The sequence below is a fragment of the Streptomyces sp. YIM S03343 genome (assembly GCF_054729195.1).
Genome location: NZ_JBPUKX010000002.1, coordinates 680,698 through 706,279 on the forward strand (window position 1 = coordinate 680,698; position 25,582 = coordinate 706,279).

A 25,582-nucleotide genomic window follows, 5' to 3' on the forward strand; every position below is an offset into this window, starting at 1 on the left:
GACCATGCCGAAGACCGTCACCCTCGCCCCGAGAAGCACCGGTCCGGCCGGGCCTCTGCCCTCGCTCGCGGAGCTGCTGCGCGAGTGGCTGCCGCGGCAGCGCTGGTTCGCCGGGAAGGACCGGCCCGTCAGCGATCTCAGCGTGCTGTCGGCGACCGAGCTGTTCCCGGGCTGTCTGCATCTGCTGATCCACACCGGGCAGCCCGCGGTCCCCGCCCCCGGCGGCGCTCCCCCGCAGGGGGACTGCTACCAGTTGCTGCTCGGTGTCGGCGACCACCTCACACCGCGCCTCGCCCGCTCCCTCATCGGGCGCGCCCCCCGGGGACCGCTGGCCGGCAAGGTGATCTACGACGCCCTGCACGACCCGCGCTCGACGGCCCTGCTCCTCGAACGGCTGCGCCGTCCCGGCCAGATCGGCCCGCTGCGCTTCGAGACGGCACCCGGGGCCCGGGTGCCCGGCGGGCTCGCACCGCGGCTGCTGGGCGCCGAGCAGTCCAACTCCTCGCTGGTGTACGGCGAGGAGCTCATCCTCAAGCTGTTCCGCCGTATCCAGCCCGGCGTCAACCCGGACCTGGAAGTCCCGGGCGCGCTGGCCGCGCAGGGCTGCGGACGGGTCCCCGCCCCGGTCGCCTGGTTCCGCACCACCGGAGCGCACGGCGCCACGCTGGGCGTCCTCCAGCCGTATCTGCCCGGCGCCTCCGACGGCTGGACCCTCGCCCTGGACGCGCTGGCCGCCGGTGACGACTTCACCGGCGCCGCCCGCGAACTCGGCGAGGCCACCGCCGATGTGCACCTGGCCCTGGCCACCGCGTTCCCCACCGGAGGCGGCGCCGAGCACGGGCACACGGCGGTGGCGATGGCCGCCCGGCTGGACGCCGCCGCCCACGCCGTACCGGCGCTGCGGCCGTACGTCACCCGGCTGCACACCGCCTTCACCGCGCTCGCCGGCTGCGACGGCGGGCCGCCCGCCCAGCGCATCCACGGCGATCTGCACCTCGGTCAGGCGCTGCGGGCCGGGCGCGAGTGGTTCGTCATCGACTTCGAGGGCGAGCCGTCCCGCCCGCTCGCCGAACGGCGCGCACCCCAGTCCCCGGTGCGGGACATCGCGGGCATGCTGCGCTCCTTCGACTACGCGGCCCGGCAGCGCCGCCCGTGGCGCCCCGAATGGGCGGGCCGCTGCCGCACCGCGTACTGCGCGGGCTACGCGGCGCGGGCCGGCTGGGACCCGCGCCAGACGCACGCCCTGCTGCGTGCCCACGAGACCGACCGGGCGGTCTACGAAGTCGTCTACGAAGCCAGGAACCGCCCCGACTGGCTTCCCGTACCCATGGCGGCGATCGAACGCCTCGCCGCCCGAGGAGGTTGATCCCCGTGGCCCTGCGCGACACGTCACCGACCGAGTCGGCCGGGCCCGTCCCGGCCGCCGCCCCACCGCTGGCCGCCGACGACCGTGCGCGGCTGCTGTACGGCGCCCATCACGATCCGCACGCCCTGCTGGGCGCGCACCCGGTGCCCGGCGGGATCGCCTTCCGGGCGCTGCGCCCGTTCGCCCGCGCCGTCGCCGTCGTCGTCGACGGCACACCCCGGCCGCTGGTCTCCGAGGACGACGGCCTGTTCTCGGCGCTCCTGCCGCTCACCGCGATCCCCTCGTCGTACACCCTGCGGGTGGAGTACGAGGAGGGCGGCCCGCAGGAGACGCACGACCCGTACGCCTTCCTGCCCGCCATCGGCGAGACGGATCTGCATCTGATCCGCGAGGGACGCCACGAGCAGCTGTGGCGGGCGCTGGGCGCCGAGCCGATGACCCACCAGGGCGTGGCCGGCACCCGGTTCACCGTATGGGCGCCCAACGCGCAAGGGGTGCGGGTGGCCGGGGACTTCAGCTGCTGGGACGGCACCGCGTTCCCGATGCGGTCGATGGGGGCGTCGGGGGTGTGGGAGCTGTTCATGCCGGGCATCGGCGAGGGCACCCGCTACAAGTTCCAGATCACCTCACGGCACGGCGACCGCTTCCTCAAGGCCGACCCGATGGCCCGCCGCACCGAGGTGCCCCCGGACACGGCGTCCGTGGTGACCGCCTCGCACCACGAGTGGGGCGACGCGGAATGGCTGGCGCATCGCGGGGACGTCCCGGTGCACGAGGCGCCGTTCTCGGTGTACGAGGTCCATCTGCCGTCCTGGCGCCATGGACTGACCTACCGCCAGCTCGCCGAGCAACTGCCCCCGTACGTCAAGGACCTGGGCTTCACACATGTCGAGCTGATGCCTCCGGCCGAGCATCCCTTCGGCGGCTCCTGGGGCTACCAGGTCACCGGCTTCTACGCGCCCACCTCCCGGCTCGGCTCCCCCGACGACTTCCGGTTCCTGATCGACGCCCTGCACCGGGCGGAGATCGGCGTGATCATGGACTGGGTGCCCGCGCACTTCCCCAAGGACGACTGGGCGCTGGCCCGCTTCGACGGGGAACCGCTCTACGAGCCGGGGAACGAGCAGCGGGCCGAGCATCCGGACTGGGGCACCTACGAGTTCGACCTGGGCCGGACCGAAGTGCGCAACTTCCTGGTGGCGAACGCCGTGTACTGGTGCGAGGAGTTCCACATCGACGGGCTGCGGGTGGACGCCGTGGCCTCGATGCTCTACCTGGACTACTCGCGCGACTCGGGCCAGTGGACCCCGAATGTGTTCGGCGGCCGGGAGGACCTGGACGCTGTGGCGTTCCTCCAGGAGATGAACGCCACCGTGTACCGCAGGGCGCCGGGCGTGGTCACCATCGCCGAGGAGTCCACCGCCTGGGACGGTGTGACGCGGCCGACGGACAGCGGGGGTCTGGGCTTCGGACTGAAGTGGAACATGGGCTGGATGCACGACTCGCTCCAGTACATGAGCCACGAGCCGGTGCACCGCAAGTACCACCACCACGAGATGACCTTCGCGATGGTCTACGCGTACAGCGAGAACTACGTCCTGCCGATCTCGCACGACGAAGTGGTGCACGGCAAGCAGGCACTGGTCTCCAAGATGCCCGGCGACTGGTGGCAGCGCCGCGCCGACCACCGCGCCTACCTGGGCTTCATGTGGGCCCACCCCGGCAAGCAACTCCTCTTCATGGGGCAGGAGTTCGCCCAGGGCGCCGAATGGGACCACGCCCACGGGCCGGACTGGTGGCTGCTCGACCCGGCCTACGACGCAGAGCCGGACCACCGCGGCGTACGCGACCTGGTCCGCGACCTCAACTCCCTGTACCACGCGCACCCCTGCCTGTGGCAGCGGGACAGCGACCCGGGCGGGTTCAGGTGGGTGGCGTGCCACTCGGCCGACGACAACGTCTTCGCCTTCCTGCGCTACGACACCGCAGGGAACCCGCTGCTCGCGGTGTCCCACTTCTCCCCGGCGGTCCGCCACGACTACCGCCTCGAGGTCCCCGGCGACGTACCGGCCTGGAACGAGATCCTCAACACCGACGCCGCCCGCTACGGCGGCGGCGACGTCGTCAACCCCGATCCGGTCAAACCGGAGAACGGAGGCATCCGGCTCACCCTGCCGCCCCTCGCCACGCTGTGGCTGACACGCGACGTGCGGTGACATCCAACGTGTGACGGTCGGAAAAGAAGATCAGAAGTCGTCCGGCTTCAACGTTCCGGACACCGAAAGACGCCACCTGGGCTACATTCGAGCACCGTCGACACAGTAACGTTCGGCGGAGTCACACTCCGTACACCACGGGAGCAGTGCATGCGCGACTTCGCCCTCGCTCCGGCAGGCGCCCCGGCGGCCCCTTCTCACACCGGCGGGCTCGCCGACGGCCTCTTCGACCAGGCGGCCCGCGACCCTGCGCTGCCCATGGTGGCGCGCCGCACCGGCGGTTCCCCGCCCGAGTGGGAGACCGTGACGGCCGGGGAGCTGCGGGACGAGGTCGTGGACGTGGCCAAGGGGCTGGTCGCCTGCGGGATCTCGCCCGGCAGCCGCGTGGCGATCATGGCGCGCACCCGGTACGAGTGGACGGTGCTCAGCCATGCGCTGTGGACGGTCGGAGCGGAACTCGTCCCCATCCACCCCACGTCCGCGCGCGAACAGGTGGAGTGGATCCTGCGGGACTCCCGCTGTGTGGCGGTGGTGGTCGAGGACGAGCAGGGCGTCATGACCATCGGCACCGTCTGCGCGCGGCTGCCGCTGCTGCGGCATGTGTGGCAGCTCGACGACGGGGCGCTGGAACACCTGGTGGAGCGCGGCACCTACATACCGGTCACCACCGTGGAGTCGCTGCGCAGGATCGTGCTGCCGGACTCCACGGCCGCCGTCACCTACACCTCCGGCTCCTCGGGCCGCGCGATGGGCTGCGCGCTGAGCCACCGCAATCTGGCCGCGCCCTGCGACACCCTGCTCGCGGGCTGGGGGCACACCGCGGCCCAGCCGGGCGAGCAGCCGTCGGTGCTGGCGTTCCTGCCGTTCTCCCATGTGTACGGGCTGATGATCCAGGGGCTGTGTGTGCGCGGCGGGCTGCTGATGGCCCATCAGCCGGAGATGACCGACACCGCGCTGTCCTCGGCGCTGCGCTCCTTCCGGCCCACGTATCTGTACGGCGTGCCGTCCCTGTTCGAGAAGCTGTACAAGACGTATCTGCACACCGCCCGGCAGTCGGGCCGCGGCGCCCTGTTCGAGCGGGCCGCGGAGACCGCCCGGGACTTCGCCGCCGCGCTGGAGCGGCAGCGGCTGGGCCGTGGCTCCGGCCCCGCCCTCGATCTGCGGCTCCAGCACGCGTTGTACGAGCGGACGGTCTACAAGCGGCTGCGTTCCGCGCTGGGCGGCAGAGTCGTCCGCGCAACCTCGGGCGGCTCCCCCCTCAACCGTGAACTGTCCCTCTTCTTCGAGGGCATCGGCATCTTCGTCCATGACGGCTACGGCCTCACCGAGACCGGCGGCGGCATCACCGCGCAGCCGCCGGGCCGGGAGAAGTCGGGCACCGTGGGGCAGCCCCTGCCGGGCACCGAGATCGAGGTCGCCGACGACGGGGAGATCCTGGTGCGCGGGCCCTCGGTGTTCCAGGGGTATGTCAACGACGAGGCCGCGACCCGGGCGGTGCTGCGCGGCGGCTGGCTGGCCACCGGCGACCTGGGGCATCTGGACCCGGAGGGGTATCTGACCATCACGGGCCGCAAGAAGGAAGTGATCATCACCAGCGGCGGTACGAGCGTGGCGCCGACGGCGCTGGAGCAGCGGCTGCGGATGCATCCCCTCATCCATCAGGCGGTGGTCGTCGGCGACGACCGGCCCTGCGTCGGCGCGCTGATCACCCTGGACCCGGAGTTCCTCGCGGACTGGCGGGCGGCTCTGGCGATGCAGGGCGACGCCCTGGTGCGCGAGGCGCGGGAGGAGAACGCGCTGCGGGAGGAGATCGCACGGGCGGTCGCGGCCGCCAACAGTGTGGTGTCGCGGGCCGAGTCGATCCGCGTGTTCCGGGTGCTCACCGAGCCGTTCAACCCGGCGAACGGGCTGCTGACACCGTCGATGAAGCTCCGCAGGGACGCCGTCGTGCAGCACTACGCCGCCGAGATCGACGCGATGTACCAGGCCCGCGCCCGCGGTTCCCGCACGGTGCCGGACGAGTCTGCCGAGTGGGCCGACTGGGACGCCTCGGACAACGTGTTCCGGTAGCCCGGGAGGCGCCCTCTGCGACCAGGTCCCTATGGTCACCGACCCCGGCGGGCACGAGATCCGCGTGTTCCTGCCGTGGTGAACACGCCGTCGGCGGCCGGTGCCGTCACCCCGGCAGGTGGGCCACCACGCCGAACATCGTCACCGACATGTGCAGCGCACCCTGGTCGGCGGCCTGGGAGAGTTCGTCGTACGCCCTGTCGCGCTGGGCCTCGGTGAGATTGCCGCGGCGCACCGCGGACTCGCCGAGCATACGGATCAGTGGCCAGGCGACCGAGGTGTGGTCCTGGAGCAGGGACTCCGAGCCGCGGTCGTCGATCACGAACCCGGCCGCGGTCAGCTGCCCGACCAGCCGCCGCCCGGAGTAGGGGTTGGCGGCCCCGGCGAGGGCGCCGGAGGCCAGCGCGGCCATGAGCTCCGGGTCACCGGGATGCAGGATGGTGGTCGCCCAGTCGGTGTCGATCAGCGCCACCCGCCCGCCGGGCCGCAGCACCCGGGCCATCTCGGCGACCGCCCGCTCGGGCTCCGCGAGATGCTGGAGCAGCCGTTCGCACCAGACGACGTCGATCGTGCCGCCGGCGACCGGCAGCGCGAGCGCGTCGCCCTCGGCGAAACGCGCGGTGCTGCCCACGGCGACGGCCCGTTCCTCGGCGACGGCCCGCAGCCCGGGGTTGGGTTCCACCCCGAGAGCCGTACCGGTACCCCCTACGGCGGCGGCGAGCATCCGGGTCTGCGAGCCGGTGCCGGAGCCGATGTCGAGGGCGCGCTCCCCCAGGCCCGGCGCGAGGGCCTCGTAGGACCAGTCGCGCAGCCGTCGTACGCCCGCGTTCGCTTCCTGAAGGTCGAGGGCGGCGACCAGCCGCGGCACGGTCCCGGGGTCGATGTTCCGCTTCTGGAAGCCCGCCACGGGCTCGGTGTGCGCCATGGCGCGCACTCTACGGCGGACGCTTCCCGGAACGCGCCCCTAGTAGGGCCTGTCGTCACATTCCCGCCTGCCCGGCGACGCCTGGCACGCACTCCCCCAAGCTCTGCGAGCAGGGGGTGCCCCCGGCGGCGTTGCCGAAACGCCCACGTGGCTCCTCCCCCAAGCTCTCGGCTTCGCTCGAGCAGGGGGGACCCCCGCGAGGGCGCTCCGGCGCCTTGCGATCGCACACACCAGACGCCGCCGGGCCCGCCCTTCGGGCGGACGACGGGAATCTGACGACAGGCCCTAAGCGGAGTGAGGGGTGGCGTTTTGCTCGCGCACCGGCCGTTCCGCGCCACGAGGGGGCATCCTGGGATCACCTGTTCTTCTGCCCACCTTGGCCGACTGGCGCGACGGAGCGCGGCACGGTGGGATCGAGGACGTGCGAGCCGGCGATCTCGGGGCACGCTGACGGTGTCGACGCAGACCGCCCGGAGCCGCAGGAAGGATGGACACCGTGACACGACCGAGGATCCTGGTGGTCGGAGCGGGCTTCGCCGGAGTCGAGTGCGTACGCCGGCTCGAACGCAGACTCGCCCCGAACGAGGCCGACGTCACCCTGGTGACACCCGTCGCCTACCAGCTCTATCTCCCGCTGCTGCCGCAGGTCGCCTCCGGTGTGCTGACCCCGCAGTCGATCGCCGTGTCGCTGCGCCGCAGCAGGCGGTACCGCACCCGGATCCTGCCGGGCGGCGCCATCGGCGTGGACCTGAAGGCGAAGGTCTGTGTCGTCCGTACGATCACCGACGAGGTCGCGGACGAGCCCTACGACTACATCGTGCTGGCCCCGGGCAGTGTGACCCGCACCTTCGACATCCCGGGTCTGACCGAGCACGCCTTCGGCCTGAAGACGCTCGCCGAGGCGGCGTACATCCGCGACCATGTGATCTCCCAGCTCGATCTGGCCGACGCCAGCGACGACCCGGCCGAGCGCACCGCACGGCTCCAGTTCGTGGTGGTCGGCGCCGGTTACGCGGGCACCGAGACGGCCGCGTGCCTCCAGAAGCTGACGCATGCGGCGGCCCGGCGTTATCCGCGCCTCGATCCGAAGCTGATCAAGTGGCATCTGATCGACATCGCGCCGAAGCTGATGCCCGAGCTGGGCGAGAAGCTGGGTCGCAGTGCGTCGGAGATCCTCCGGCGGCGCGGTGTCGAGATCTCGCTCGGGGTGTCCATCGCCAAGGCCGGGCGGGAGGAGGTCACCTTCACCGACGGGCGGGTGGTGCCCACGCACACCCTGATCTGGACGGCCGGGGTGGCCGCGAGCCCGCTGATGGCGACGCTCGGCGCTCAGACGGTGCGCGGCCGTCTCGCGGTCGACGCCGAGATGCGGCTGCCCGGCCACGACGGGGTGTTCGCGCTCGGCGACGCGGCCGCCGTGCCCGACGAGGCCAGGGACCAGGAGGGCGCGATCTGCCCGCCCACCGCCCAGCACGCCATGCGGCAGGGCCGCAGGGCCGCCGAGAACATCATCGCGACCCTGCGCGGCGAGCCGCTCACCCCGTACGTCCACGCGGATCTGGGTCTGGTCGTCGACCTGGGCGGGCACGACGCCGTGGCGAAGCCGCTCGGTGTCGAACTGCACGGTCTTCCGGCCCAGTTCGCAGCACGCGGCTACCACTGGGCGGCGATGCGCACCAACGTCGCCAAGATCCGCGTCGCGACGAACTGGACGCTCAACGCGATCGCGGGGGACGATTTCGTGCGCACCGGCTTCCAGTCCCAGAAGACCACCCGGCTGAAGGACTTCGAGTTCACGGACGCCTATATGAGCGCCGAACAGGTCCGGGAGCACCTGGCCGCCGCCGAGCCCCGGAAGTAGCACCCGCACCGCCGTCGGAGGGCGGGCGCAGGGGGCAGCCGTCGCAGGTCGGACCCGGCGTGCCGGGCCGGCAGGGGCTGGCGGAGATCATGACGGGCGGCGGGAGAGAGAGTACGGCGGCGTGGGAACAGTGGCGGCACGACGGCCGGTCCGGGCGAAGCTGCCGGCCCGGGTCGCGGCGACCGACCCGGGGCTGCTGCGGCTCGCGGCGGGCGCGCGCACGGTGTTCGCCGTCACGCTCACCCTGCTGGTGCTCACCCTCGCGGGTTCCGATGTGCCCCATCTGGTGACGGGGGCATTGGCCACCATGGTGGCCACCTTCGCGATCCGCGAGAAGGAGCGGTCTCGGCAGGCCGTCACGCTGGCGCTGGGTCTGGCGGTGGCCCTGGTGTCGGTGTCGCTCGGCGCGCTGCTGCTTCCGTATGCGCTGGCCGGTGACGTCATCTTCATCGTGCTGATCTTCAGCGCGGGGTACTGCCGTCGGTTCGGCGACCGGGGTACGGCGCTGGGGCTGATCGGCTTCCAGGTGTACTTCCTCTCCTTCTTCGTCGGCGCGAGCGTGGCGGCACTGCCCGAGCTGTACGGGGTGATCACCGTCGCGTTCGGGTGCAGCGCAGTGGCACGGTTCGTTCTTGTGCCCCAGTCGCCGTCGCTCACCCTCGGCCGGCTGCGGCGCGCCTTCCGGGCCCGGCTGGCGCAGTTGCTCGACGCCCAGTCGGTGCTGCTCGACGCCGCGCCGTCGGAGGTCGACAAGGCGCTGGCGGAGGTGCGCACCAGAACGCGCAGGCTGCACGAGAGCGCACTGATGATCCAGGGCCGTCTCGAGGACGGTACGTCCGACGACGCTGTGGCCCGTCTGCTGCAGCGGCGGGTGGCGGACGCGGAAATCGCGGAGGAGCGGCTCGGGCTGCTGCTGATGCGGTCCCACAGCGCCGAGCGCACCGACACGCTCGCCCTGCATCTGCCGGGTGCCGCCGTGCCGGTCGGCGGCGCGCTGCCGGGGCAGGAGAAGGCCGTCGCCACACTGCACCGTGACCTCGCGGCGCTGCGGCTGCTGGTGCTGTGGCCGGCGTCCGCGGAGCTGGGTACGGGGCTCGCCCAGGTGCGCAACCGGCTGCTCGGTTACCGCGACGACGAGAGTCTGCCCGACGCCCCGGACGCCGTGCAGGACGTCTTCCGCGGCGTCGGCGAGACCGCGCGTGCCGTGCTCGGGCTGCGGCTCGCCCTGGACGGGCCGCAGGACGAGTCCGACGACACGCCCGCCACGTCACGCTCCCGCGAGGAGCTGGACGCGGAGGACGCCGCCCTCGCCGACGCCCCTGAGGAAGAGCCGAAGGTGTCCGGGCCGCGCGGTCTCGAGCGCCCCACCACGCGGGCCGCCGCGCAGGTGGCCGCGGGCTCGGCGCTCGCCATCGTGGGCGGCGAGCTGCTGTCCGCTCAGCGCTGGTACTGGGCGGTGCTGACCTGCTGGATCGTCTTCATCAACACCTCCTCCACCGGGGAGATCCTGGTCAAGGGCTACCGGCGGCTGCTGGGCACGGTGCTCGGTGTGGTGGCGGGCATCGCTCTCGCCGGTCTGGTGGGGCACCACACCGTGACGGCGTTCGCGCTGGCGCTGCTGTTCGTGTTCGCGGAGCTCTATACGGCACCGCTGTCGTACACGCTGATGTCGTTCTTCGTCACGGCGTCACTGGGCCTGCTCTACACGCTCCTCAACACCTACAGCCTGTCGGTCCTCGTGCTGCGGATCGAGGAAACGGCCGTGGGCGCGGCCTGCGGGGTGCTCGCGGCGGCGGTGATCCTGCCGGTGCGCACCGACCGGCGTACGAACGAACTGCTCACGACGGTCCTCGCCCGCCTCCACGACGTCACGGGCTCGGCGCTGGACCAGCTCAGCGGCGGACCTCCCGTGGAACTGCTTGAGCAAGCCCGCGATCTGGACCAGGCGCTGGACGACCTGCGGGCCTCCACCAAGCCGCTCACCCACCCGATCACCCCGCTGCGGGCGCGGCGCGACACCGCCCGCTATGTCGTCGCGCTCCTGGAGACCTGCGCCTACCACGCGCGTTCCCTGGCCGCGACCGCCGAACTGCTGCCCGGCAACCCGTCCATCGCCGCCGACCCCCGGCTGGGCGAGGCGGGACACCGCATCCTCGGGAACATCGGGGCGATCACGGCCCATGTCTCCGGGAAGCGGGCCCGGGCAGCCGTAGAGACGGGCCCGAGCATCGCCGCCCTGCTGCGCCCCGGCTCGTACCACACCCCGCGCTACGGCAGGGTCACCGACCGGGTGCTGCGGCATCTCCAGCGCCTGGACGAAGCGGTGACGGGCCTGGCGAGACCGCTGGGGGTACGCGTACAGGAACAGGAACGCTGAGGCACCGAGTGGCGGTACCGAAGCGGGTCGGCCGCGGTCGTCAGAAGTCCGTCGGCAGTCCGCTCGCCGCGGCGATGCCGCGCAGCTCGTCGTCCTCCCGCCGTCGCCGGCGCAGACAGTCGGCGATCGCCTCGCGTCGTTCCGGGTCCCGGGCGCTGGTCGCGTCGGTGACGACCCTGACGAGGCCGGTCTCCTCGGTGCGGATCTCGATCACCACATTGTCGCGGCGGCCGGTGAGGGCGGTGGCCACGACAAGGGCGGCGGCGTCCCGGACATCCTGGGGGACCCCGGCCGAGCGCTCGTCCTCCGGCCCGAACCCCGCGTCGTCGAACCGCTGTTCCCATACCGCCCGCAGGGCGGGACGGAGCAGTCCGAGCAGCAGCGCGTAGTCCTCCGGGGTCATCCACTGCCGCAGCTGGTCGAGGTGGGCGCGCACTTCGTCGTCGTTCGGGGGCATGCTCATCTCGTAGTCGCTCATCCCGAGCGGGTTCCCCGATCGGCGCGCCTTGCACCTGCGACCGGCGCGGCGCCCCCGACGGAACGTCGTTCGACTACGGGTGTGGCGCCACGAGCCGCAGCCGCGCTGCCGCCAGGGCACCGGTCACGTCGCGGGTGCCGGTCAAGACGCACAGGGTGTACGCGCAGTCGCGCAGTCGTGCGGCCCGCTCCGCTGTGGCGGCCGCGGTCCCGTCACCGGCCTGGAGCGCCTCGTACTCGTCCACGAGCTTGCGCAGGAACTCGGGGCGGGGCATCAGCATGGGCATCGACATAGGCAACTCCTCCGTCACGGGCGCGATGGCGGCAGGCCGGTGCGCCCCGCTGGCACCTGCCCGGTCCCACCGGCCTCAAACGTTGTCGCCGGGCAATGATTCATCACCTTTGACGTGAAACCGGTCACTTGGGGCCGGTCCGGGTTCGAAAAACACTCACGGGTGGTTTATTGTTCATTCATAAGTGGTCACGGGGTCGACCGAAACGGTCCCCCATCGATCACCTCTGACGGCCCTGGCTGGCCTCCCCCGTCCAGCCAGGGCTTTTTCCATGCCTTCCGGAACAACACCGTCCCACGAATGGCCCTGCGCGCCGTCAGCGGCTGAAATGGGTTGAGGGCCTGTGGAAACCACCGATCGCCGGCGAGGAGCCCCGCGCCATGACCAAAGCGATAAAACTGCTGTCCGCCCTCCCCCAGGTGCAGCGCGAGCGTCTGATGGAGCTGGCCAAGGAGGTCTCCTTCCCGGAGGACACCAGGATCTTCGAGGCCGGGGGCAACGCCGACCGCTTCTGGGTGATCCGCTCGGGCGCCGTCTCCCTGGACCAGAAGGTGACGGCGATCCAGCGGGTGACGGTGGCCAGTCTCGGCGCCGGTGATCTGCTCGGGTGGTCGTGGCTGTTCCCGCCGTACGAATGGGACTTCGGCGCGGTGGCCTTCAGCCCTGTACGCGCCTACGAGTTCGACGCGACGGCGGTGCTCGCGCTGTCCGTGGAGGATCCGCTGCTCGGGCTGTCCCTGGTGCGGACGGTGGCCGAGATCCTCGCCCACCGGCTGGAGGTCACCCGGGGCAAGCTGCTGGACAGTTACGCGTCCCGGCGGCGCAGTATCCCGTGACGGCCCGGACCGGTGGCCGCGGGTCTCAGATCCGGTAGCGCCGCAGCGCCGGTACCGCGGCGGCCAGGCCCAGCATGAGGGCGACCACCAGCAGACCTCCGCCCGTGACGGCCGCACGGGTGCCGAAAGCCGTGCCCGCCGTGCCGTGCAGCACGTCGGCGAGACGGGGGCCGCCCGCGACGACGACCGTGAACACGCCCTGCATCCGGCCGCGCATCTCGTCGGTCGCGGCGGACAGCAGGATCGCCCCGCGGAACACCATGGACACCATGTCGGCCACCCCGGCGGCGGCGAGGAACGCCACCGCGACCCAGAGGCTGCGGCTCAGTCCGAACCCGGCGATGGCCACGCCCCAGCCGGCCACCGAGGCGATCACCATCCAGCCGTGCCGCCGCGCCCGCGAGAACGTGCCGGAGAACAGCCCGCCGAGGACCGCCCCGACGGGGATGCCCGCGAAGAGCAGACCGAGCGCGAAGCCCTCGCCGTAGGAACCGTAGGTCTGCGCGGCGAGCTCCGGGAACAGCGCCCGCGGCATGCCGAAGACCATGGCGATGATGTCGGCCAGGAAGGACAGCAGCAGCACCTTGTGCAGGGAGATGTAACGGAACCCGGCGGCGATCTCCCGCCATCCGGCGCGGCGCACGGCCGTGCCCGCGGCCGGGGGCAGTGCGGGCAGCCGTACGACGGCCCACACGGTGACGCACAGCGCCAGCGCGTCGACGAGATACAGCTCGGGCAGCCCGATCACCGGGATCAGGACGCCCGCCAGCATCGGGCCGAGGACGAGACCGGTCTGCATGACCGTGGAGCCGAGCGCGTTGGCCGCGGCGAGTTCCTCCGCCGGGACCAGACGGGCGATCGAGGCGTTGCGAGCCGGGAAGTTGAGGCCGAAGAACGCCTGCTGGAGAGCGAGCAGCAGCATCAGGACGGCCACCGAGTCGAGCCGGGTGACGGCCTGGACCCAGAACAGCAACGAGGTCACCGCTATACCGGCGTTGGTGATCAGCAGCAGTCTGCGGCGGTCCATGCTGTCGGCCACGGCCCCGCCCCACAGTGCGAACGCCACCATGGGCACGAGACCGGCCAGGCTGGCGTAGCCGACCCAGGCGGAGGAGCCGGTGATGTCGTAGATCTGCTTGGGAACGGCGACGGCGGTGAGCTGGCTGCCCACCGAGGTGACGATGGTCGAGCTCCACAGCCGCCGGTAGGCGAGGCGGCGCAGCGGGTGGGTGTCCATCGCCCAGCGACGCCAGCCGCGGCGCGGGGCATCGGCAAGAACATCGGCGGGGCCATGGGCCTGGGTGCCGACCGGGGCGTCGGCCGGTTCCGCCGGGCGTGCGTCGTCCTCCGGGTCGTACTGCGTACTGCTCTCGCTGGTGTCCACGGTCTCCCTGGTCGCTCTTCCTGGTTGCTCGTTGTGGTCGCTCGTTGTGGTTGCTCGTTGTGGTTGCTCGTTACAACTTTCGAGCCAGGGTTCACTATCGCAGCCGCTCGTGGGGGGCGGACCGTCAGACACCTCCCACGGCCAGGACGACACCCAGAGTGATCATGGTCGCGGCGACCAGGCCGTCCAGCACCCGCCAGGCAGCGGGCCGGGACAGGAAGCGGCCGAGCAGCCGGGCACCGAAGCCGAGGGCTGTGAACCAGCACAGGCTGGCGAGAACGGCGCCGAGGCCGAACGTCCAGCGCAGCGCGCCCCGGTCGGCGGCGAGGGAGCCGAGCAGGAAGACGGTGTCGAGGTAGACGTGCGGGTTGAGCCAGGTCATCGCCAGGCAGGTGAGCACCGCACGCCGCCGTGACCCGGCCGCCTCGCCCCCGGTGTCCAGGGCGTCTCTGGCGGGCCGGAGCACCCGCCGGGCGGCGAGGGCGCCGTAGCCGACGAGGAACGCGCCGCCGATCCAGCCCACCGCGCTGAGCGCGCCCGGCCAGGCCACCACCACGGCACCGACCCCGCCGACACCCAGCGCGATGAGGACGACGTCGGACAGGGCGCAGATGCCGACGACGGTGAGGACGGCTTCGCGGCGAATGCCCTGGCGCAGCACGAAGGCGTTCTGGGCGCCGATGGCGACGATGAGGGACAGACCGGTGCCGAAACCGGCGGCAGCGGCGGCGAGGGAGGCATGGGACGAGGCGTGGGACACGCTGTCCGACGTTAGGCAACGGATCACCGCGCGTACAGCTAAAGATTCTTACGTAACATTAGCCAGCATGAGGATGCGAGCATGAGGATCGTCGACGAGGCAGGTGCGGTGACCGGCGGGCCGGTGCCGCCGGAGCTGCCGCTCGACCAGGTGCGCACGCTGCTGGCGGTGGTGGACGAGGGCACGTTCGACGCGGCTGCCGCGACGCTGCATGTGACGCCGTCGGCGGTGAGCCAGCGTGTGAAGGCGCTGGAGCAGCGCACGGGGCGGGTGCTGCTGCTGCGCACCAAGCCGGTGCGGCCGACCGAGTCGGGCGAGGTGTTCGTGCGGCTCGCCCGGCAGGTGGCCCGGCTGGAGCGCGACGCGCGGACGGAGCTGGGGCTCAGCGGCGCCGGGGAGGCGACGCGGGTGTCGATCGCGGTCAACGCGGACTCGCTGGCGACCTGGTTCCTGGACGCGTTCACCCGCGTGCCGAGGGTGCCGCCGCTCTGTTTCGAGCTGCACCGGGAGGACGAGGACCACACGGCGGCGCTGCTGCGGGAGGGGCGGGTGATGGCGGCGGTGACCTCCTCGCCCGACCCGGTGCCCGGCTGCTCGGTGCGTGCGCTGGGGCGGCTGCGCTATCTGCCGGTGGCCAGTCCCTCCTTCGCCGCCGCGTATCTCGACGTGCCGCTGCACGAGGCGCTCACCACGGCTCCCGTGGTGGCCTTCGACCGGAAGGACGATTTCCAGGACGCGTTCGTACGGGCGCTGCGCGGCGGCCGGGGCGCGGCGAGCGCCGCCCGGCACCATGTGCCGACCTCGGAGGGGTACGTCGCCGCGGTCGCGGCCGGGCTCGGCTGGGGCCTGGTCGCGGAGGCGCAGGCCGAGCCGCTGCTGGACTCGGGGCGGCTGGTGCATCTGGCGCCGGAGCGGGCGACCGACGTCCATCTGTACTGGCAGCAGTGGAAATTGGACTCGCCCGCTCTGGCCGCCGTCTCCGCCGCGGTGGCCGAGACGGCGGCGCGAGTGCTGCACGCGCCGGTGCCCGGCGGTTCCGCCTCGGCGGCCACCGGCAGATCCTCAGCGGGCCACCGGTAGATAGGGCCGCAGTTGGGCGGCCACGCTGTCCAGCAGCATCTCCAGGGCGGTGGGGTAGGCGCTGGTCACCATGCGGGTGGCGAGCAGCGGGGCCGCTTCGGCGATGCGCGGGTGGGTGGTGCGGGGCAGCCGGGCGTACGTCGAGCGCCAGATGCCCTCGTCGGCGCGCAGGGCGACAGTGGGCAGGGCGAGGGAGGCGGAGTCCAGGGCGGCGAAGGCCAGGGTCTGGTCGACGAAGGCGTGGTAGATCCGCACGGTGTCGGGCACCGGGAAGCCCGCCGTGCGCAGTACGTCCAGCACCGCCTCGTCGGCGGCGAGTTCGTGCGGGCGGCCGGTGACCCGGTTGGCGGTGAGCAGCGCCGCCTGCGGATGCTCGACATAGGCGGCATGGATGCGCCGCCCGATGGCGCGCAGGTCCGCCCGCCACTCCCCGGTCGGCTCCCACCCCTCCAGCGCCCGTCCGATCAGGGCGTCGCCGATGGCCAGGGTGAGGTCGTCCATGCCGCGGAAGTAGCGGTAGAGGGTGCTCGGGTCGCAGTCCAGGGCGAGGCCGAGGCGGCGCGCGGTGAGCCCGGCGCTGCCGTGCTCGCGCAGCAGGCGCAGCGCGGTCCGCACGATCAGCCGCTCGGACAGCACGGTGCCGCCACGAGTGGGACGGCGTCGGCGCCGTTTCTCCTCCGGCACCACCTTCTTGGGCACTGTGGTCCGGTCCTGTCCTGAGCGCTCTTATACCAACGGTCTTATGCCAACGGGATTGACCTTACGGCATCGCGGGCGCTGCACTCCACGTACCGAGTACCGGAAGACGGAAGGAGTTGCTCGCCATGCGTGTACTGCTCGTGGGAGCCGGTGGGGTGGGTACCGCGATCACACGGATCGCGGCGCGGCGGGAGTTCTTCGACGCCATGGTCGTCGCCGATCACGACCTCTCCCGTGCCGAGGCGGCGGTGGCGGCCCTGGGCGACGACGGCCGGTTCACCGCCGAGCGCGTCGACGCGGCGGACGAGGCGGCCGTAGGCGCTCTGCTGGCCCGGCACCGCTGCGACGTGCTGCTGAACGCCACCGATCCACGGTTCGTGATGCCGCTCTTCCGGGCGGCCCGCGCCTCGGACGCGACCTACCTCGACATGGCGATGTCGCTGTCACGCCCGCACCCCGAGCGGCCGTTCGAGGAGTGCGGGGTGCGGCTGGGCGACGCCCAGTTCGAGCAGTCCGCCGACTGGGAGAAGGCAGGCGCGCTCGCGCTCGTCGGCATGGGTGTGGAACCCGGTCTGTCCGACGTGTTCGCCCGGTACGCGGCCGACGAACTCTTCGACGACATCGAGGAGATCGGCGTCCGCGACGGTGCGGACCTGACGGTCGACGGCTATGACTTCGCCCCGTCGTTCAGCATCTGGACCACCATCGAGGAGTGTCTGAACCCGCCGGTCGTCTACGAGGCGGACCGCGGCTGGTTCACCACCGAACCGTTCAGCGAGCCGGAGGTGTTCGACTTCCCGGAGGGCATCGGGCCCGTCGAGTGCGTGAACGTGGAGCACGAGGAGGTGTTGCTCGTGCCGCGCTGGGTGGACGCCCGGCGGGTGACCTTCAAGTACGGGCTGGGCAGCCGATTCATCGAGACGCTGCGGACGCTGCACCTGCTGGGCCTCGACCGCACCGAGCCGGTGACCGTGCCGGGGCCCGCCGGTCCGGTCGGGGTCTCGCCCCGGGATGTGGTCGCCGCGTGTCTGCCCGACCCGGCGACACTGGGCGACCGGATGCGCGGGAAGACGTGCGCAGGCACCTGGGTGCGCGGCACCAAGGACGGCGCGCCGCGCGAGGTGTACCTGTACCACGTGGTGGACAACCAGTGGTCGATGGCCGGCTACGGCTGCCAGGCGGTGGTGTGGCAGACGGCCGTCAACCCGGTCGTGGCCCTCGAACTCCTCGCCGGCGGTGTGTGGTCGGGGGCCGGGGTGCTCGGCCCGGAGGCGTTCGACGCACGCCCGTTCCTGGACCTGCTGACCGCGTACGGCTCGCCCTGGGGGATGCGCGAGCAGTGACCGGTGGCTGGTGACCGGTGACCGGTGACCGGTGACCGCAGGCTGGTAACCGGTGGCTGGTGGCTGGTTCTCACCACACATGCACTCGATTGTCTGATTGGCCCAAGGGTCGACCGGTGACCTGTACACGAGTAACACAGGTGCAAGTGTGTGGACGAAATCGAGTGCAGGTGACGTGATGAGCAACTGGCGAGGGCTGGCCGCGTGCCGCCGCGAGGACCCGGATCTCTTCTTCCCGATCGGCACGAGCGGCCCGTCGCTGCTCCAGACCCGGCGTGCGCAGGCGGTCTGCGGGAGCTGCCGGGTCCGGGGGCAGTGCCTGGAGTTCGCCCTGACCACAGGACAGGCCGCCGGGGTGTGGGGCGGGACGACCGAGACCGAGCGGCGCGGTCTGAGCCGCACGGAGGCCATACGCCGCCGTTCCTGAGCCTCCGGCCCTGCTGTCACGGCCCGTCCCCGTCAGAAACGGTGTCCGTCATGACCCGTCAGGGGCGGGCCATGACGGGTCATGGCCCTCAGGGGCGGGCGTCCCCGGCAGCCGCAGCGTGAACACCGCTCCGGCGCCGGGTTCGCTCGCCGCCTCGACGGTGCCGCCGTGGGCGGCGAGCAGCTGGCGGACGATGGCCAGCCCGAGGCCGCTGCCCCCGGTGCGGCGGCTGCGGGACTTCTCGGCGCGCCAGAACCGGTCGAAGACGTACGGCAGATCGTCCGCGGCGATGCCGCAGCCGGTATCGGCGACGGTGAACACGACCTCGTCGCCCTCACGTCGCGCGGTCAGGGTGACGGTGCCGCCGGGCGGGGTGTGGCGCAGCGCGTTGGAGACCAGGTTGCCGAGTGCCTGCCGCATCCGCACCGGGTCGGCCTCCAGCCACGGGGTGGCGGTCACCTCGGTGCGCAGGTCGACACCGGCCGTGCCGGCGGCGACGCGGTGGGCGGCGGCGACCTGGTCGAGGAGTTCGTCGGCGCGGACCGGCTCGGGGCGCAGCCGCAGGGTGCCGGCGTCGGCGGCGGCGAGGTCCTGGAGATCGTCGATGACGCGCTGGAGCAGCACGGCCTCCTCGTGCAGGGAGGCGAGCAGCGCGGGATCGGGGTCGACGACACCGTCGCGGGTGACCTCCAGCCAGCCCCGGATGTTGGTGAGCGGGGAGCGCAGTTCATGGGCGATGTCGCTGACCATCGCCTTGCGTTGGGCCTCCAGGCGTTCCCTGCGCTCGGTGAGGCTGTTGAACGCCTCCGCGAGGATGCCGGTCTCGTCCCGGGTGGTCACGGGCACCCGTACATGCAGTTCGGGCGGTTGCTGGGCGGCGGCGGTCAGGGCGCGCAGGGGCCGTACCAACCGGGTGGCGACGACGGCCATCACGGCGACGGTGACGGCGAGGACGAGTCCCGCGGCCCCGACGACCTTGGCCTTGTTGGCGGGGGACATGTCGAAGCGGGGCGCGGCGGGCCGGTCGCCGACGCCGAGGAAGAGTTCGGCCACCGGGGCGACGTAGGGGTCGAGTTGGGTACGGCGGGCGGTGAGGATGCAGTTCTCGACCGTGTGCTGGATCTTGGTGTCGTCGCTCGCCCTGACGTACTTTTTGACAAGGAACCGGCTCACCGGGTCCGTTCCGGAGGGGTCGAAGGCCAGGTAGAGGGGTGCGCCGAGCTCGATGCCCGCGCGGTCGAGGCAGGTGCGGGCGAGCCCCTGGAGCCCGCCGAGGGCTTTCTCCTCGGTGCCGGTGGGTGCGTCGAGAAGCGGGGGGCGGCAGTCGGCGGTGAGGTCGGGGATGGGGTCCGTGCCGTCGCCGGTGACGACGACAGGGCGTCCCCTGGGCGTGGTCTTCACGGTGGCACGGAGGTTGTAGCGGTCGTAGCAGCTCTTCTCCTTCCCTGCGAGCGCGGCCAGCCGGACGCGTTCCTTCGAGGTGAGCCGGTAAGGGCCGACGGCGCGCGGGTCGATACCGGTGAGCTGGGCGCCGGGTTCGGTGTAGGTGTCGGTGTGCAGGGGGTCGACGGTCGCCGCGGGGCGCGGGGGCAGCGAGGTGCGGCCGGGCGCGGAGTCGGCGAGGAGGGTGCGGTCGGCGGTGGTGAGGGCGATCCGGCGGCCGGTGCGGACGGCCAGGTCGCGGACGGTGTCCTGGACGCCCCGCCAGTCGGGGTGGGTGGCCGCGTACCCGCTGAGCCGGGCCAGGATGCCGGTGTCGGTGGCGAGGTCCTGGCCCTGTTCCTCCCGCAGGGCGCTGGTGGTGGTGGCCACGGCCAGCCAGGCGGTCGCCGCCACCGAGCACACGGCGATCAGCGCGGCGGCGGACAGCAGCCGGACCAGCAGCCGCTTGCGCAGCGGCACCCGGGGGCTCATCCGCGCTCGCCGCGGAGCTTGTAGCCGACGCCGAACACGGTCACCAGCCGGACCGGCCGGCGGGGGTCGGTCTCGGTCTTCTTGCGCAGGTTCATGATGTGGACGTCGACGGCGCGTTCGGTGGAGGCCCGGTCGGTGCCCCGGGTGCACTCCAGCAACTGCCGCCGTGAGAAGACCCGTTCGGGCTCGGCGGCCATGGCGAGCAGGATCTGGAACTCGCCGGGCGTGCACTCCACGGGCCGCCCGTCGCAGCGCACCTCGTGCCGTGCCGGGTCGACCTCCAGCCCGGCGGCGCGGACCACCGGGTCGTCACGGCGCCCGTCGGCCGTCCGCCCGCTGCGCCGCAGCACCGTGCGGATACGGGCCATCAGCTCGCGCGGGCTGTAGGGCTTGGTCATGTAGTCGTCGGCGCCGATGTCGAGGCCGAGCAGCAGGTCCTCCTCGTCGGAGCGGGCGGTGAGCATCAGCACCGGTATGTCCTCGTGGGTGCGGCGCAGCAGCCGGCACACACCGAAGCCGTCGAGCACCGGCAGCATCAGGTCCAGCACCAGCAGGTCGGGCCGGAGTCTGCGGGCGGCGTCCAGGGCGGCGGCGCCGTCGTGGACGACGGTGGCGGTGTGTCCCTCCGCCAGCAGGGAGCGGCGTATGAGTTCGGCCTGCATCTCGTCGTCCTCGGCGACCAGTACGTGTGCGCACACTCGGCGGATCCTAGGTCAGCGGGCCAAGTATGCCGAGTCGCCCATGACGACGACGGGGTGGCGTGCTGGATCGAGGGCCAGCAGGAGGTCCTTCATGTGCCGTTCCGCGATGCCGACGCAGCCGTGGGTGGGGCCGCCGTGGTCGACGTGCAGCCAGATGCCGCCGCCGCGCTGCGAGCCGAGCGGGCGGGTCCAGTCGAACGGCGAGGTGCCGGGCACGCGGTTGTAGTCGATGGCGATCACATAGTCGAAGGCCCCCGTCAGGGGCTCGCCCTCGAAGCCGGTGCCGGGCGAGTCGAAGCCGGTGGACCGGGTGTACGGCAGCCGGGTCCCGGGGTCGGGGAGCAGGCCGCTCGCGTCGGAGAGGGTGTAGACGCCGGTGGGTGAGCGCAGGTCTCCCACCATGTGGTGGCCGGTCCAGCCCTTGAGCGCGTTGCGCGCGGGCCACGCCGGGCCCACCTGCCAGTCGGCCCCGGTGCGCTCGTACAGCACGACGGTGGAGCGCGAGGAGTTGCTGCCCCGGCCGGTCACCAGGACGACCTGCCGGGCGCTGCCGGGTATCCGCGCCAGGGTCTCGGGCCCGAGGCCCGGTATCGCCTGCGTCTCCTGCGTCTCCTGCCGCGACGTCTCGGCGGCGGCCCCGGGGGCGGCGGTACCGGTGGCGGCGGGCGACGGCGGCGGCGTGGCGCCGGAGACGGCGTCCGGCAGGGCCGCCGCCCCGCTGCCGCATCCCGTGAGGAGAAGGGAGGCGGCGAGCAGGGCGGCGGACGGGGTTCGAGCGGTCATGGGGACGATCTTGACGGGGACTTGTGAGGAACCTGTCAGGTTTCACATGCCCCGGCGGGTCGTATCGCGTCCGGTCGTGTCCGGCATGGTCGTCTCCGGTCCGGTCGTCTCCGGTCCGGTCCGGTCATCTCCGCCGCTGCGGCCATGACCGGTGCGGCCACGACCAGTGCGGACTACGCCTTGGCCGGCTTGCCCTTGGTGTACAGCCACGTGTTGAACAGGGCGTCCAGGTCCTTGCCGGACTCGCGCTCGGCGAGCTTGATGAACTGGGCTGTCGTGCCGTGTCCGGCGCGGTGCTCGGTCGCCCAGCTACGCAGGATGTGCAGGAAGGTCTTGTCGCCGACGGCCTTGCGGAGTTCGTGCAGGACCATGGCACCACGCGCATAGACGGGCTTGCCGAAGATGTTGGCGCCGCTGCCGGGGTCGCCGGGCGGGAACGCCCACAGCTTGTCACTCGCCGGGAGGGCGTAGAGCGCGTCGAAGATCTTCTGCGCGCTGTCGCCGCCGTGCTGCTCGCTGTAGAGCCACTCTGCGTAGCTGGCGAAGCCCTCGTTGAGCCAGATGTCCTTCCAGGTGGTCAGGGAGACGGAGTCGCCGAACCACTGGTGGGCGCTCTCATGGACGAGCGTGGCGATGTCGGGCGCGGCGTCGTAGATGGGCCGGGACTGGGTCTCCAGGGCGTAACCGACATCTGCATGGTCGACGATCGCCCCGGCGGCGCGGAACGGGTAGGGGCCGAAGAGCTTGCTCTCCCACTTCAGGACGGACGGCAGCTTCTTGAGGACGGGCGCGGCGGCGCTCGCCTCGCGCGGATCGACGGCGTTGTAGACCTGGATGCCGTCACCCGTCGTGTACCGCTCGATCTTGAACTTCCCGACCGTGGCGGTGGCGAGGTAGGCGGCCATCGGCTCGGACTGACGCCAGCGGTAGGTGGTGCGGCCGTCGGCGGTGTGCTTGCCGAGGTAGACGCCGTTGGCGACGGCGGCGCGGTCGGAGGGGACGGTGAGGGTGAAGTCGTAGGAGGACTTGTCCACGGGGTGGTTGTTCGCCGGGAACCAGGTCATGGCGCCCTGCGGTTCACCGGCGACGAACGCGCCGTCGTCGGTGCGGATCCAGCCGTCGGCAGAGCCGTCCGGGTCGGTGACCGCCTTGGGGGTGCCGTGGTAGGTCACGGCGACGCGGAACTCCCGGCCCTTCGCGAGGGCGCGGCGCGGGGTGACGATCAGTTCCTGTCCGTCGCGGCGGTAGTCGGCGCTCGCGCGGTCGACGGTGAGGGCGGTGATCTTCAGGCCCTTGAGGTCGAGGTCGAAGCGGGTGAGCCGCTGGGTGGCGCGGGCGGTGAGGACCGCCTGGCCGTCGAGCCGATGCGAGGAGGGGTCGTAACGGAGCGTCAGGCCGTAGTGCCGCACGTGATAGCCGCCGTTGCCGGCCAGAGGGAAGTACGGGTCGCCGGCCCCGGCGCTGCCGATGGTCCCGGCGGAGGCGGGTCCGGCGGCCAGCAGCAGCGCCGCCACGGCGACGGGGACGGTGCCCACGACTGCGGATCGGCGCAGGGGGGTGGCGGAACGGCGGGGAGCGGCGGCCGGGGTGACGGCGCGTCTGATGGCCTTGGGGTGATGGGACTTCACGTGCGCTCCTTCACTCGGGGGGCGGCTGAAATGATCAAACGCCCCACAGACTAGGCCGTCAAGTCGCGCAATATCGTTCTCGTTCAGGTCAAGTCATGTCGCGTCGCCGTCCGGTGGCGGTCGTACGGGGGTGCCGGCGCAGTACGGTCCCGGGGCCAGCGTCCGCTTCTGTGATCAGCCCTCAGGAGGCCCGAGCATGTCCGTGCGTCTACGCCGTGTCTACGAACCGCCCGAGCCGGAGGACGGGGTGCGTGTCCTCGTCGACCGGCTGTGGCCGCGTGGCCTCGCGAAGGACGCGGCCCATGTCGACGAGTGGCCGAAGGGCCTCACCCCGTCGACCGAGCTGCGCCGCTGGTACCACGCGGGCGAGGGCTCGTACGAGGAGTTCGCGCGCCGCTACGAGGCGGAGCTGGCCGAACCGGAGGCGGCGGAACTCCTCGATCATGTCCGGGAGTTGGCGCACGGCGGGACGGTGACACTGCTGACCGCGTCCAAGGAGCCCGGCGAGAGTCACGCGGCGGTGCTGGTCCGGCTGCTGCGCGACTGAGCCGGTTGATCCGGTTGGGCCGAATTGGCCGACTGGGCCGGCTGATCCGGCGAGTCGGCTGAGCCGGCTGGTGCCTACTCGGCCGAACCCGCCGGTGCCTGCTCCGCCGAACCCGCTGGCGCCTGCTCGGCCGGGGAGACGGACCGTCAGGCGAGAAGCCCCGCGCCCCGTCTCCCCGTGCCGTCGGCTCAGGCCGTCTGCCGGGCCGCCGCCCGTCCGGCGGCGCGGCCGGAGAAGAGGCAGCCGCCGAGGAAGGTGCCTTCCAGCGCGTTGTACCCATGGACCCCGCCGCCGCCGAACCCGGCGACCTCGCCCGCGGCGTACAGCCCCTCGACCGGTGAGCCGTCCGCGCCCAGGGCGCGCGAGTCGAGGTCGGTCTGGATGCCGCCGAGGGTCTTGCGGGTCAGGACGTGCATCTTCACGCCGATCAGCGGACCGGCCTCCGGGTCGAGGATGCGGTGCGGGGTGGCGACGCGGCCGAGGCGGTCGCCGATATAGCGGCGGGCGTTGCGGATGCCCTGGACCTGGGAGTCCTTGCTGAAGGGGTTGGCGATCTGGAGGTCGCGCGCCTCGATCTGGCGGCGCAGTTCGGCCGCGTCGAGGAGCGGCTTGTCGGTCATCGCGTTCATCTTCTCGACGAGCCGCTCCAGATTGTCCGCGATCACGAAGTCGGCGCCGTGCCGCAGGAACGCCTGCACCGGTCCCGGGGCGCCCTTGCCGAGCAGTCGGTCGCGCAGCACGGCTCGCTTGTCCTTGGCGGTGATGTCGGGGTTCTGCTCGGAGCCCGACAGCGCGAACTCCTTCTCGACGATCTTCCGGGTGAGGACGAACCAGGAGTGGTCGTAGGCCGCGATGTCCTCGGTGGTGCGCAGATGGCGCAGGGTGCCGAGGGTGTCGTAGCCGGGCAGGCAGGGGTCGGGGAGGCGGCGGCCCAGGGCGTCGAACCACATCGAGGAGGGGCCGGGGAGGATACGGATGCCGTGCCCGGGCCAGATCGGGTCCCAGTTCTGGAGGCCCTCGGTGTAGTGCCACATCCGGTCGCTGTTGACCAGGCGGGCACCCGCGGCGGCGCTGATGCCGAGCATCCGGCCGTCCACATAGGCGGGCACGCCGGTGACCATCTCGGTGGGCGGGGTTCCGAGTCGCGCGGGCCAATGGCGGCGTACCAGTTCGTGGTCGGCGCCGATGCCGCCGCTGGTGACGATCACCGCCTGGGCGGTGAGCTCGAACTCGCCGGCCGCCTCGCGGTTCGAGGGCACGCCGCGGGGCGAGTCGTCGGCGGCGAGGACCGTGCCGCGTACGCCGCGGGCGGCGCCGCCCTCGGTGATGAGTTCGTCGACCCGGTGGCGGTGGTGGAAGGTGAGCAGCCCGTCGCGGGCGGCCTGCCGGGCGTAATCCGCGAAGGGCTCGACGACGCCGGTGCCGGTGCCCCAGGCGACATGGAAGCGGGGCACGGAGTTGCCGTGGCCGTCGGCGCGCAGATCGCCGCGCTCGGCCCAGCCGACGGTGGGCAGCAGCGAGATGCCGTGCCCGGCGAGCCAGGACCGCTTCTCCCCCGCGGCGAACTCGACATAGGCGCGCGCCCAGCGCACCGCCCAGGAGTCCTCGTCGGCGAGCCGGTCGAACTGTGCGCTGCCCCGCCAGTCGTTCCAGGCGAGGTCGAAGGAGTCCTTGATGCCGAGGCGGCGCTGCTCAGGTGAGTCGACGAGGAACAGCCCTCCGAAGGACCAGTACGCCTGCCCGCCGAGGTTGGCGGCGTTCTCCTGGTCGACCAGGGCGACGCGCTTGCCCCGGCTGGTGAGTTCGTGCGCCGCGACCAGGCCCGCGAGGCCCGCTCCGACGACGATGACGTCCGCGTCCATGGCGTACATGACGTCCGTGTCCTTCCTGACTGC

Annotated in this window: 21 protein-coding genes; 10 read left to right on the forward strand and 11 right to left on the reverse strand. The window is 72.2% G+C overall.

The window, feature by feature from the left end:
* Positions 1-4 precede the first annotated feature (4 nt).
* The 3 genes from ACSYGN_RS38785 to ACSYGN_RS38795 all read left to right on the forward strand — a co-directional run bounded on the left by ACSYGN_RS38785 (position 5) and on the right by ACSYGN_RS38795 (position 5,652).
* On the forward strand, positions 5-1,366 hold the full coding sequence (locus ACSYGN_RS38785; RefSeq protein WP_460405788.1) for a maltokinase N-terminal cap-like domain-containing protein: 1,362 nt from the start codon (positions 5-7) through the stop codon (positions 1,364-1,366).
* A 5-nt stretch (positions 1,367-1,371) separates the two neighbouring features.
* Positions 1,372-3,582 carry a 1,4-alpha-glucan branching enzyme gene (glgB, locus tag ACSYGN_RS38790; RefSeq protein ID WP_460405112.1) on the forward strand — a complete coding sequence of 737 codons (2,211 nt, stop codon included), beginning with the start codon at positions 1,372-1,374 and terminating at the stop codon, positions 3,580-3,582.
* 150 nt (positions 3,583-3,732) lie between these two features.
* Positions 3,733-5,652 carry an AMP-dependent synthetase/ligase gene (locus ACSYGN_RS38795; protein ID WP_460405114.1) on the forward strand — a complete coding sequence of 640 codons (1,920 nt, stop codon included), beginning with the start codon at positions 3,733-3,735 and terminating at the stop codon, positions 5,650-5,652.
* A 106-nt stretch (positions 5,653-5,758) separates the two neighbouring features.
* Here the strand turns inward: ACSYGN_RS38795 and ACSYGN_RS38800 are convergent, their stop codons facing one another.
* Positions 5,759-6,577 (reverse strand): methyltransferase domain-containing protein, encoded by an 819-nt coding sequence (locus tag ACSYGN_RS38800; protein ID WP_460405116.1) that lies wholly within the window; start codon positions 6,575-6,577, stop codon positions 5,759-5,761.
* 487 nt (positions 6,578-7,064) lie between these two features.
* Here ACSYGN_RS38800 and ACSYGN_RS38805 point away from each other — a divergent pair, with 487 nt between their 5' ends.
* Together ACSYGN_RS38805 and ACSYGN_RS38810 are read left to right on the forward strand one after the other, a co-directional pair.
* Positions 7,065-8,438, forward strand: a complete 1,374-nt coding sequence (locus ACSYGN_RS38805; protein WP_460405118.1) for an NAD(P)/FAD-dependent oxidoreductase — start codon at positions 7,065-7,067, stop codon at positions 8,436-8,438.
* 121 nt (positions 8,439-8,559) lie between these two features.
* Entirely contained in the window at positions 8,560-10,815 is a 2,256-nt protein-coding gene (locus ACSYGN_RS38810) for an FUSC family protein (RefSeq protein WP_460405120.1), read from the forward strand.
* A 40-nt stretch (positions 10,816-10,855) separates the two neighbouring features.
* On the opposite strand, the gene ACSYGN_RS38815 is transcribed toward ACSYGN_RS38810, so the two are convergent.
* Both ACSYGN_RS38815 and ACSYGN_RS38820 read right to left on the reverse strand, forming a co-directional pair.
* Positions 10,856-11,293: a hypothetical protein gene (locus tag ACSYGN_RS38815; RefSeq protein WP_460405122.1), complete on the reverse strand. Its 438-nt coding sequence runs from the start codon at positions 11,291-11,293 to the stop codon at positions 10,856-10,858.
* Positions 11,294-11,366: 73 nt separating this feature from the next.
* The gene (locus ACSYGN_RS38820; RefSeq protein WP_460405124.1) at positions 11,367-11,585 is read right to left on the reverse strand and encodes a DUF5133 domain-containing protein; all 219 of its coding nucleotides are present in this window, start codon (positions 11,583-11,585) and stop codon (positions 11,367-11,369) included.
* Between the two features lie 380 nt (positions 11,586-11,965).
* Here ACSYGN_RS38820 and ACSYGN_RS38825 point away from each other — a divergent pair, with 380 nt between their 5' ends.
* Positions 11,966-12,421: a cyclic nucleotide-binding domain-containing protein gene (locus tag ACSYGN_RS38825; RefSeq protein ID WP_460405125.1), complete on the forward strand. Its 456-nt coding sequence runs from the start codon at positions 11,966-11,968 to the stop codon at positions 12,419-12,421.
* Positions 12,422-12,446: 25 nt separating this feature from the next.
* Here ACSYGN_RS38825 and ACSYGN_RS38830 read toward each other — a convergent pair whose 3' ends face one another.
* Both ACSYGN_RS38830 and ACSYGN_RS38835 read right to left on the reverse strand, forming a co-directional pair.
* A complete protein-coding gene (locus tag ACSYGN_RS38830) occupies positions 12,447-13,805 on the reverse strand; it encodes an MFS transporter (RefSeq protein ID WP_460405127.1) in 1,359 nt (452 codons plus the stop codon).
* Between the two features lie 124 nt (positions 13,806-13,929).
* Positions 13,930-14,565, reverse strand: coding sequence for a LysE/ArgO family amino acid transporter (locus tag ACSYGN_RS38835; RefSeq protein WP_460405129.1), 636 nt, complete (start codon positions 14,563-14,565; stop codon positions 13,930-13,932).
* Between the two features lie 81 nt (positions 14,566-14,646).
* On the opposite strand from ACSYGN_RS38835, the gene ACSYGN_RS38840 reads away from it, so the two are divergent.
* Entirely contained in the window at positions 14,647-15,645 is a 999-nt protein-coding gene (locus ACSYGN_RS38840; RefSeq protein ID WP_460405131.1) for a LysR family transcriptional regulator ArgP, read from the forward strand.
* Here ACSYGN_RS38840 and ACSYGN_RS38845 read toward each other — a convergent pair.
* Complete coding sequence (locus tag ACSYGN_RS38845; protein ID WP_460405133.1) at positions 15,628-16,344, reverse strand: TetR/AcrR family transcriptional regulator; 717 nt, start codon at positions 16,342-16,344, stop codon at positions 15,628-15,630. The genes ACSYGN_RS38840 and ACSYGN_RS38845 overlap by 18 nt on opposite strands.
* 125 nt (positions 16,345-16,469) lie before the next feature.
* Here ACSYGN_RS38845 and ACSYGN_RS38850 point away from each other — a divergent pair, with 125 nt between their 5' ends.
* On the forward strand, positions 16,470-17,687 hold the full coding sequence (locus ACSYGN_RS38850) for a saccharopine dehydrogenase family protein (RefSeq protein ID WP_460405135.1): 1,218 nt from the start codon (positions 16,470-16,472) through the stop codon (positions 17,685-17,687).
* 178 nt (positions 17,688-17,865) lie between these two features.
* On the forward strand, positions 17,866-18,114 hold the full coding sequence (locus ACSYGN_RS38855; protein ID WP_460405137.1) for a WhiB family transcriptional regulator: 249 nt from the start codon (positions 17,866-17,868) through the stop codon (positions 18,112-18,114).
* Positions 18,115-18,162: 48 nt separating this feature from the next.
* Here the strand turns inward: ACSYGN_RS38855 and ACSYGN_RS38860 are convergent, their stop codons facing one another.
* The 4 genes from ACSYGN_RS38860 to ACSYGN_RS38875 form a co-directional block, all read right to left on the reverse strand.
* Positions 18,163-20,028 carry a sensor histidine kinase gene (locus tag ACSYGN_RS38860; RefSeq protein ID WP_460405139.1) on the reverse strand — a complete coding sequence of 622 codons (1,866 nt, stop codon included), beginning with the start codon at positions 20,026-20,028 and terminating at the stop codon, positions 18,163-18,165.
* A complete protein-coding gene (locus tag ACSYGN_RS38865; protein ID WP_460405141.1) occupies positions 20,025-20,726 on the reverse strand; it encodes a response regulator transcription factor in 702 nt (233 codons plus the stop codon). Before ACSYGN_RS38865 ends, ACSYGN_RS38860 begins: the two co-directional genes overlap by 4 nt.
* A gap of 15 nt (positions 20,727-20,741) precedes the next feature.
* Positions 20,742-21,512, reverse strand: a complete 771-nt coding sequence (locus ACSYGN_RS38870; RefSeq protein ID WP_460405143.1) for a L,D-transpeptidase family protein — start codon at positions 21,510-21,512, stop codon at positions 20,742-20,744.
* 173 nt (positions 21,513-21,685) lie between these two features.
* Positions 21,686-23,047 (reverse strand): M1 family metallopeptidase, encoded by a 1,362-nt coding sequence (locus tag ACSYGN_RS38875; RefSeq protein ID WP_460405790.1) that lies wholly within the window; start codon positions 23,045-23,047, stop codon positions 21,686-21,688.
* 289 nt (positions 23,048-23,336) lie between these two features.
* On the opposite strand from ACSYGN_RS38875, the gene ACSYGN_RS38880 reads away from it, so the two are divergent.
* On the forward strand, positions 23,337-23,687 hold the full coding sequence (locus ACSYGN_RS38880; protein ID WP_460405145.1) for a DUF488 domain-containing protein: 351 nt from the start codon (positions 23,337-23,339) through the stop codon (positions 23,685-23,687).
* Between the two features lie 188 nt (positions 23,688-23,875).
* On the opposite strand, the gene ACSYGN_RS38885 is transcribed toward ACSYGN_RS38880, so the two are convergent.
* Positions 23,876-25,549, reverse strand: a complete 1,674-nt coding sequence (locus ACSYGN_RS38885; RefSeq protein WP_460405792.1) for an FAD-binding dehydrogenase — start codon at positions 25,547-25,549, stop codon at positions 23,876-23,878.
* Positions 25,550-25,582: the final 33 nt, after the last annotated feature.